General features: G+C 71.8%; 8 protein-coding genes and 1 pseudogene. 5 read left to right on the top strand and 4 right to left on the bottom strand.

Going from position 1 to position 7,629, the window contains the following annotated elements; translation table 11 throughout:
* Both JNK30_RS22225 and JNK30_RS22220 read left to right on the top strand, forming a co-directional pair.
* A pseudogene (locus JNK30_RS22225) lies at positions 1 to 240 on the top strand (peptidase S16); the annotation flags it as partial.
* Positions 241 to 249: 9 nt separating this feature from the next.
* Positions 250 to 450, top strand: coding sequence for a Trm112 family protein (locus JNK30_RS22220; protein ID WP_293485838.1), 201 nt, complete (start codon positions 250 to 252; stop codon positions 448 to 450).
* Positions 451 to 476: 26 nt separating this feature from the next.
* Here JNK30_RS22220 and JNK30_RS22215 read toward each other — a convergent pair whose 3' ends face one another.
* Positions 477 to 1,724, bottom strand: a complete 1,248-nt coding sequence (locus JNK30_RS22215) for a UbiH/UbiF/VisC/COQ6 family ubiquinone biosynthesis hydroxylase (RefSeq protein ID WP_293485836.1) — start codon at positions 1,722 to 1,724, stop codon at positions 477 to 479.
* Between the two features lie 153 nt (positions 1,725 to 1,877).
* Here JNK30_RS22215 and JNK30_RS22210 point away from each other — a divergent pair, with 153 nt between their 5' ends.
* Genes JNK30_RS22210 through JNK30_RS22200 form a run of 3 tightly spaced genes read left to right on the top strand, consistent with a single transcriptional unit; the run spans position 1,878 to position 5,233 of the window.
* Positions 1,878 to 2,990: an HlyD family secretion protein gene (locus JNK30_RS22210; RefSeq protein ID WP_293485834.1), complete on the top strand. Its 1,113-nt coding sequence runs from the start codon at positions 1,878 to 1,880 to the stop codon at positions 2,988 to 2,990.
* Positions 2,987 to 4,609, top strand: coding sequence for a DHA2 family efflux MFS transporter permease subunit (locus JNK30_RS22205; protein ID WP_293485832.1), 1,623 nt, complete (start codon positions 2,987 to 2,989; stop codon positions 4,607 to 4,609). The genes JNK30_RS22210 and JNK30_RS22205 overlap by 4 nt, the downstream gene beginning before the upstream one ends.
* 15 nt (positions 4,610 to 4,624) lie before the next feature.
* Positions 4,625 to 5,233, top strand: a complete 609-nt coding sequence (locus tag JNK30_RS22200; protein ID WP_293485830.1) for a TetR/AcrR family transcriptional regulator — start codon at positions 4,625 to 4,627, stop codon at positions 5,231 to 5,233.
* Between the two features lie 78 nt (positions 5,234 to 5,311).
* Here JNK30_RS22200 and JNK30_RS22195 read toward each other — a convergent pair whose 3' ends face one another.
* The 3 genes from JNK30_RS22195 to fabB all read right to left on the bottom strand — a co-directional run bounded on the left by JNK30_RS22195 (position 5,312) and on the right by fabB (position 7,614).
* Positions 5,312 to 6,133 carry an enoyl-ACP reductase gene (locus JNK30_RS22195; protein ID WP_293485828.1) on the bottom strand — a complete coding sequence of 274 codons (822 nt, stop codon included), beginning with the start codon at positions 6,131 to 6,133 and terminating at the stop codon, positions 5,312 to 5,314.
* Between the two features lie 93 nt (positions 6,134 to 6,226).
* Positions 6,227 to 6,409, bottom strand: a complete 183-nt coding sequence (locus tag JNK30_RS22190; RefSeq protein ID WP_293485826.1) for an oxidoreductase-like domain-containing protein — start codon at positions 6,407 to 6,409, stop codon at positions 6,227 to 6,229.
* Positions 6,409 to 7,614: a beta-ketoacyl-ACP synthase I gene (gene fabB / locus JNK30_RS22185; RefSeq protein WP_293485824.1), complete on the bottom strand. Its 1,206-nt coding sequence runs from the start codon at positions 7,612 to 7,614 to the stop codon at positions 6,409 to 6,411. Before fabB ends, JNK30_RS22190 begins: the two co-directional genes overlap by 1 nt.
* Positions 7,615 to 7,629: the final 15 nt, after the last annotated feature.

Here is a 7,629-nt window from a genome sequence, read left to right as displayed (position 1 = left end):
TTCGGCCAGGCGCTGAAGCGCTACCTCAACCGGCGCGAGCTCGACATCGACTGGGAGACCGCCAGCGCCGCGCCCCTGGAAGCCCTGGTGAACAGCCTGTGCATGGGCCTGCCCTTCGAGCCGGCCGAGAAGCAGGCCTTCCTCGAGGCGCCGGACCTCGCGGCCAGGTTCGAGGTCCTCACCACCCTGCTCGAGATCGACACCACCGAGCCGGATGACGAGCGGCCGCACCTGCAGTAGAGGCGGGGCATGTCCGAAGACGCGCAACAGCACGACGTCGACCCCCGCCTGCTCGAGGTGCTGGTCTGCCCGGTGACCAAGGGGCCGCTGGCCTATGACCGGCAGAAGGGCGAGCTGGTGAGCCAGGGCGCGCGGCTGGCCTATCCGATCCGCAACGGCGTCCCGATCATGCTGCCGGAAGAGGCGCGGGCGCTGGGCGAAGGCGAGTAGCGGCCCCCTGGCCGCGACCGCGTGCTCTACAGCGCCTCGCCGCGCAGCAGCCGCGGCAGGTCGCCCACCGCGCCGCCGGCCTCGTGCATGAAGAAGCGCCGCGCCGGGCCGATCCGGTTGACCACGGCCATGCCGGCCCCGCGCGCCACGCGCAGCAGCGGGTTGTCGTTGGAGAACAGGCGGACGAAGGCGTCCATGCCGGCGGACAGCATCACCGTGTCGAACCGCCGCCAAGCCGCGTAGCGCTCGAGCACCGCCGCCGAGCCGATGTCCTCGCCCTGCCGCATGGCGTCGACCAGCACCTGCGCCAGGGCCGCCGCCCCCTTCAGGCCCAGGTTCAGCCCCTGGCCCGCGATCGGGTGCACCCCGTGGGCCGCGTCGCCCAGCAGGGCCACGCGGGGGGCCGTCAGCCGTTCGGCCAGCTGAAGGCTGAGCGGATAGGTGAAGATCGGGCCCTCCACCGCGACGGCGCCCAGGAACTCGCCGAACCGCCGCTCGAGATGGGCCTGGAACATCTCCGGACGGGCGGTCTTCAGGGCGGCGGCGCGGGCCGGGCTTTCGGTCCAGACCAGGCTCGCGCGGTTGTCCGTCAGCGGCAGGATCGCGAACGGACCGGACGGCAGGAAGTACTCGTGGGCCACGCCTTCGTGCGGCCGCTCCAGGCGGACGGTCGCGACGACGCCGGTGTGGCGGTAGTCCCAGCCGATGACCCCGATGCCGGCCTCGCTGCGGATCACCGAGCCACGCCCTTCAGCGCCCACCACCAGCGGCGCGCTCAGCACCCGGCCGTCGGCCAGGGAGACGTCCGCGCTGCGGGGGCCGAACACGGCGCCGGCCACGCGCGCCGGCGCGACCACCTCGATGCCGGCCGCCTTCACCGCCGCGGCCAGGGCCGCGCGCGTGCGCCGGTTCTCGAGCAGATAGCCCAGCGGCTCGCCGTCGGACCGGTCCGCGATCTCGGCGGAATCGAAGCGCAGGAAGAACGGCAGCTGCGCCCCCGCGGCCGCGCCGGGCGCCGTGGAGTCCGTCACCAGGATCTGCTCGATGCGCTGGGCGTGCGGGTCCAGCGCCTCGGCCAGGCCCAGGGCGCGCCACTGGCGGTAGGCCGCATAGGCGATGGCGGAGGCCCGGCCGTCGAATGTGGGCGCAAGCTGGTCGTCGAAGACCACGGGATCCACGAGGACCGGGGTCAGGCCGGCCCGCGACAACGACAGCGCCAGCGTCGCCCCCGCCATTCCGGCCCCGGCGATGATCACATCGGCTTTCGCGCTCATGGGGGCGATAGGCCACGAACGGGAACGGCCGTCCAGCATCCGAAGAAAGAGTGGGCCCTGCGGTCCATGTTTCCCTTGAAGGCCCCGGTGGCCGGGTCTATCTCGATCTTGGACCCGTCAGTCCATTTTTGAGTACGGGGGAGTGCTTCCCGCATGGTGCGTGTTCCCATTGTTCCCGCCGTCGTGGGCGGCGTTTCCACCCTGGCCATCGCGATCGGCGGCGGCCTCTGGTGGGTCGATCGGCAGACCTTCGAGACCACCGACAACGCGTTCGTCGCCGCCGACAAGGTGACTGTGGCCCCGCTGGTGGACGGCTACGTGGCCGAGGTCCTGGTGGACGACAACCAGGCGGTGCAGCCGGGCCAGCTCCTCGTCCGCATCGACCCCGCGAGCCTCAGGGCGCGTCTCGCCCAGGCCGAAGCCAACGCCCGGTCGCTGGAGGCGGGCGTCGCGGCCGTGGACGACAAGGCCCGGCTGGAGCAGGCGATGATCGCCCAGCGCGCGGCGGCGGTGAGCGCCGCGGACGCCCAGGCGCAGTGGGCGGCGGCCGAGATGAAGCGCTATGGGGCGCTCGCGCAGGAAGGCTGGGTCTCGCCCCAGCGCGCCCAGACCGCCAGGACGGTGCAGGACCAGGCGCTGGCGGGCGTCAGCCAGGCCCGCGCCGCGCTCGAGGCCGAGCGCCGGACCGCCGAGGCGCTGGGCTCGGCCCGGGCCCAAAGCGTGGCCCAGGCCGCCGCCGCGCGGGCGGCGGCCGAGCAGACCCGCCTCGACCTCGCCCGCACCGAGATCCGCGCCCCCGTGGCCGGCGTCGTCGGCGCCCGGGGCGTGCGGGTGGGCCAGTACGTGCGGCCCGGCGGCGCGCTGATGTCCATCGTGCCGGTCTCGGAGGCCTATGTGGTGGCCAACTTCAAGGAGACCCAGGTCGCCCGGCTGCGGATCGGCCAGCCGGTGACCATCCACGCCGACGCCTTCGGCAAGGCCGCGATCCGCGGCCGCATCGAGAGCTTCGCCCCGGCGACCGGCGCCGAGTTCGCGCTCATTCCGGTGGAGAACGCCGTCGGCAACTTCACCAAGATCACCCAGCGGCTGCCCGTCCGGATCGCCATCGACGGTGACCAGGAGCTGGCCGGGGCGCTGCGGCCGGGCCTGTCCCTGAAGGTGAAGGTGGACGTCACGCGCGACACCGGCCCCTCCTTCGCCGAGGCGGGCCGGCTCCCCTCGCGCTACGCCCGCGGCGGCGCGGCGGAGTCGGCCGCGGCCCGGTGACCGACGCGGCGCTCCATCCCAGGCCGGCCGCGGCCGCGCCGGCGGCGCTCGGCGCCGACGGCCAGCCGGTGGACTGGCTGCGGGTGTTCCTGGGCTTCGGCGGCATGGTCGTGGGCCAGTTCATGGCCATGCTCGACATCCAGATCGTGGCGAGCTCGCTCACCCAGATCCAGTCGGGCATCGGCGCCACGGCCGACGAGATCAGCTGGGTGCAGACGATCTACCTCCTCGCCGAGGTCGTGATCATGCCGCTCACGGCCTACCTCACCAAGATGTGGGGGACGCGGTCCTTCTACGTCGTCGCGGTGGTGGGCTTCATCGTGACCTCGGCCGCCGTGGGCCTCTCGACCTCGGTGTCGGCCATGATCTTCTTCCGGGCGCTGCAGGGCCTCTTCGCCGGGGCGATGATCCCGCCCGTCTTCGCCACCGCCATGACGGTCTTCCCGCCCGAACGGCGGGTGACGGCCAACGTCGTCGTGGGCCTGATCGTCACCCTCTCGTCGACCATCGGGCCGACCCTGGGCGGCCACCTCACCGAACTCCTCTCCTGGCGCTGGCTGTTCTTCATCAACATCCCTGTGGGGATGCTCGTGATCTTCCTGGTCGGCCGCTACGCCAACTTCGACAAGGGCGACCCGAGCCTCTCGAAGGGGATCGACTGGTGGGGCCTCGGCCTCATGGCGGTCGCCCTGCTGTCGCTTCAGTACGTGCTGGAGGAGGGCGCCAGCGAGAACTGGTTCGAGGAGCCGGCCATCCTCTGGCTGAGCGTGCTCGCAACGGTCACCGGCGTGGTCTTCGTCTGGCGGCAGCTCAGCTATTGGCAGCCGATCGTCTCACTGAAGCCGTTCCGCGACATGAACTTCACCCTGGGCATCGTGATGACCTTCGTCACGGGCGTCAGCCTGTTCGGCGGCACGTTCCTGATGCCGATCTTCCTGGGACAGGTGCGCGGCTATTCGTCGGCCGAGGTCGGCAACGTCATGCTCGTCACGGGCCTCACCATGTTCCTTTCGGCGCCCATCGCCGGCCGCGTGGTCCGCTATGTGGACCCACGCATCGCCATGGTGGGCGGGTTCGCCCTCGCCGGCTGGGGCATCCAGATCGGCGTGCGGGTGACCGACGACTGGGGATTCTGGGAGTTCTTCGTGCTGCAGGTCGCGCGAGGGCTGGGCACCATGGTGGCGATGATCGCCGCGCAGCAGATGAGCGTCGCCTCGCTGCCCGTCACGATGATGAAGGACGCCTCCGGGCTGATCAACCTGACCCGCAACGTGGCGGGCGCGATCGGGCTGGCCGTGCTGACCACCATCCTCAGCCACCAGACCGCCGTGCACTACATGGACCTCGTCTCGGCCGCCAGCACCGCCAACCCCACCTCGGCGGCGATGATGGACGCCATGCGGTCGATGATGAGCGCGGGCGGCTCCGCCGACCCGGAGGGCATGGCGATGAAGGCGATGGGCGGGATGATGCACCGGCAGGCCTCGGTGCTGGCCTTCGGCGACGCCTTCGCGGCGCTGGCCATGGGCTGCTGGATCGCCTGCGGCCTCGCGCTGTTCGTGCGGCCGGTGAAGGAGGGCCCCGCCGGCGGGCCGCCGCGGCCGGCAGGCGCGCACTGATGTCCGAGGTGAAGCATGCCTAGGGTCGCCGGCCAGATCGACCTCTCCAAGACCGAGGCCATCCTCGACGCCGCCGTCGACGTCATGGCCGAGCGGGGGCCGCAGGCGCCCATGGAGGAGATCGCGCGCCGCGCGGGCGTCTCCAAGCAGACCATCTACAACCACTACGGATCCAAGGCCGAGCTGGCCCGCGCCATGGCCGAGCGGCGCGCCCACCAAGTGGTCGAGACGCTGGCGGCCCCCGGCGCCGTCGAGCGGCCCGAGGAGGCGCTGGCCGCCTACGCCCGCGTGCTGCTGAACTCGGTGGTCAATGTCCGCAGCATGGCCATCTACCGCATGGCTATGGCGGCGACCGCCACCATGCCCGAAGTGGCCCGCGCCATCTACGAGGCGGGCCCCCGGGCCAGCCGGCGCAGCCTGGCCGATTTCCTGCGGGTCGAGAACGCGGCGGGCCGCCTCTCCTGCCCCGATCCCCTGCAGGCCGCCGAGTTCTTCGGCGGCATGGTGCTGGGGCGCTACCAGACCGCCGCGCTCCTGGGCGCGCAGATCGAGCTCACGGACGACGAGGTCGAAGCCGTCGCCCAGGAGGCGGCCGCCCGCTTCATGCGCGCCTACGCCGTCTGATGTCCGCGCTCGTCGCGCAGGCGGCGCCCCTTGCCCCCTCCAGCTGACGGCGCGCGCCGCCCGCGGAAACGGCGAACGTCAGCCCTCGCCGCCCTCGTCGTCCGAGAAACCCATGATGTGGAAGCCCGCGTCCACGTGCACGCACTCGCCCGTGGTCGAGCGGCCGAGGTCCGACAGCAGCCAGAGCGCCGCGCCGGCCACGCCTTCCATGGCGGTGTCTTCCTTCATGGCCGACAGCGAGCGGCCCTTGGCCAGCATGCCCCGCCCGCCGGAGATGCCCGCCAGCGACAGCGTCTTCATGGCGCCGGGCGAGAGCGCGTTCACGCGGATGCCGCGCGGCCCCAGGTCGCGGGCGGCGTAGCGGACGGCGGCCTCCAGCGCGGCCTTGGCCACGCCCATGGTGTTGTAGTTCGGGATCGCCCGCTCCGAGCCCATGTAGGTCAGGGTCACGATCGAGCCGCCGGTCTCGGGCATCAGCGCCGCGGCGCGCCGGGCGCAGTCCACGAAGCTGAAGGCCGAGATGTTCATCGCCCGCAGGAAGCCCTCACGGGTGGTGTTGTCCACGAAGCTGCCCTTCAGCTCGTCCTTGTTGGCGAAGGCGATGGCGTGGAGGAAGAAGTCGATCTGGCCGAACGTGTCCTTCACCTTGCCGAAGGCCTCGTCCATGGCCGCGTCGTCGGTGACGTCGGCCGGCGCGATCAGCTTGGCGCCCACGCTCTGGGCCAACGGCTCCACGCGCCGCTCCATCCCCGGCAGGTGCAGGAAGGCGAGCTCGGCGCCCTGCGCCGCAAGCTGGCTCGCGATGCCCCACGCGATGGACTGGTGGTTGGCGACCCCGGTGATGACGCCCTTCTTCCCCTTCATCAGGGTCCCGGTCGGCATCTGATACTCGTCGGCCACGTCGTGCGTCTCCCTCGTTCCTCCCTCCCTTAATGGGCCGTGACAGGCCGCGCCAGCGGCCACGGTCCACAACCGGCGCCCGCCCCGGAGGTCCTAAGGGGGCGGCTGCAGCCGCGCCCGCGCCTCGTCGGGGTCCAGCCCCATCGTCCGCACGCGCGCCTCCCAGCGCTCCAGGGCGCGGTCGTAGTAGTCGAGGATGCAGGGATCGCAGCCGCGCTGGCAGCACTCCTGCGGGTCCGGAGGCGTTGGCGGCCGCGGGATCGCCGCGTCGCTCACTAGACCCGGGCCATCACCAGGCAGCCGTTGGTCCCGCCGAAGCCGAAGCTGTTCGACATCACCGTCTGGATCGGCTTGTCGATGCGCGTCCTCACGATGGGCATGTCGGCGAAGGCCGGGTCGAGGTTCTCGATGTGCGCGCTTTCGGCCACGAAGCCGTTGTTCAGCATCAGCAGCGAGTAGATCGCCTCCTGCGCGCCCGCGGCGCCCAGGCTGTGGCCGGTCAGCGACTTGGTGGACGAGATCAGCGGCGCCTTGGCGCCGAAGACGGCGCGGACCGCCTCCATCTCCTTCACGTCGCCCACCGGCGTGCCGGTGCCGTGCGGGTTGAGATAGTCGATGGAGCGCCCGTCGGCGTTGGCCAGGCGCATGCAGCGCGCCGCGCCCTCGCCCGAAGGGGCCACCATGTCGAAGCCGTCGGAGTTGGCGGCGTAGCCCACGATCTCGCCGTAGATCTTCGCGCCGCGCGCCTTGGCCCGCTGATACTCCTCGAGCACCAGGATCCCCGATCCGCCGGCGATCACGAAGCCGTCGCGGTCGACGTCGTAGGCGCGGCTGGCCGTGGACGGCCGGTCGTTGAACTTCGAGCTCATGGCGCCCATGGCGTCGAACAGGACCGACAGGGTCCAGTCCAGCTCCTCGGTCCCGCCGGCGAACACCACGTCCTGCTTGCCCATGGCGATCTGCTCGTAGGCCGAGCCGATGCAGTGGGTGGAAGTGGCGCAGGCCGAGCTGATCGAGAAGTTCAGGCCCTTGATCTTGAACCAGGTCGCGAGCGTGGCCGATGCGCCCGAGCTCATGGCCTTGGGCACCGCGAACGGGCCGACCCGCTTCGGGCCCTTCTCGCGGGCCGTCTGGGCGGCCTCGACGATGGCGCGGGTGGACGGGCCGCCCGAGCCGACGATCAGGCCGGTGCGCTCGTGGCTGACCTCGTCCTCGCCCAGGCCGGAGTCGGCGATGGCCTGCTCCATGGCGATGTGGCCGAAGGCCGTCCCCTGCGCGAGGAACCGCGCGGCGCGCCGGTCGACCATGGACTCCCAGTCGATGTTCGGCGGGGCGTGCACCTGGCAGCGGAAGCCGAGCTCGGCGTACTCCGGCGCGGCCTCGACGCCCGAGCGGGCTTCGCGCAGCGAGGCCAGGACCTCGTTGGTGTTGTTGCCGATGGACGAGACGATGCCCATCCCGGTGACGACCACGCGGCGCATTCCGTCCGTCTCCCT

It is taken from the genome of Phenylobacterium sp. (assembly GCF_016793225.1).
In the GTDB taxonomy this organism is placed as follows: Bacteria; Pseudomonadota; Alphaproteobacteria; order Caulobacterales; family Caulobacteraceae; genus Phenylobacterium.
The sequence above is the reverse complement of the archived record's forward strand: the minus strand, read 5'-3'. Positions and strand labels throughout refer to the sequence as shown.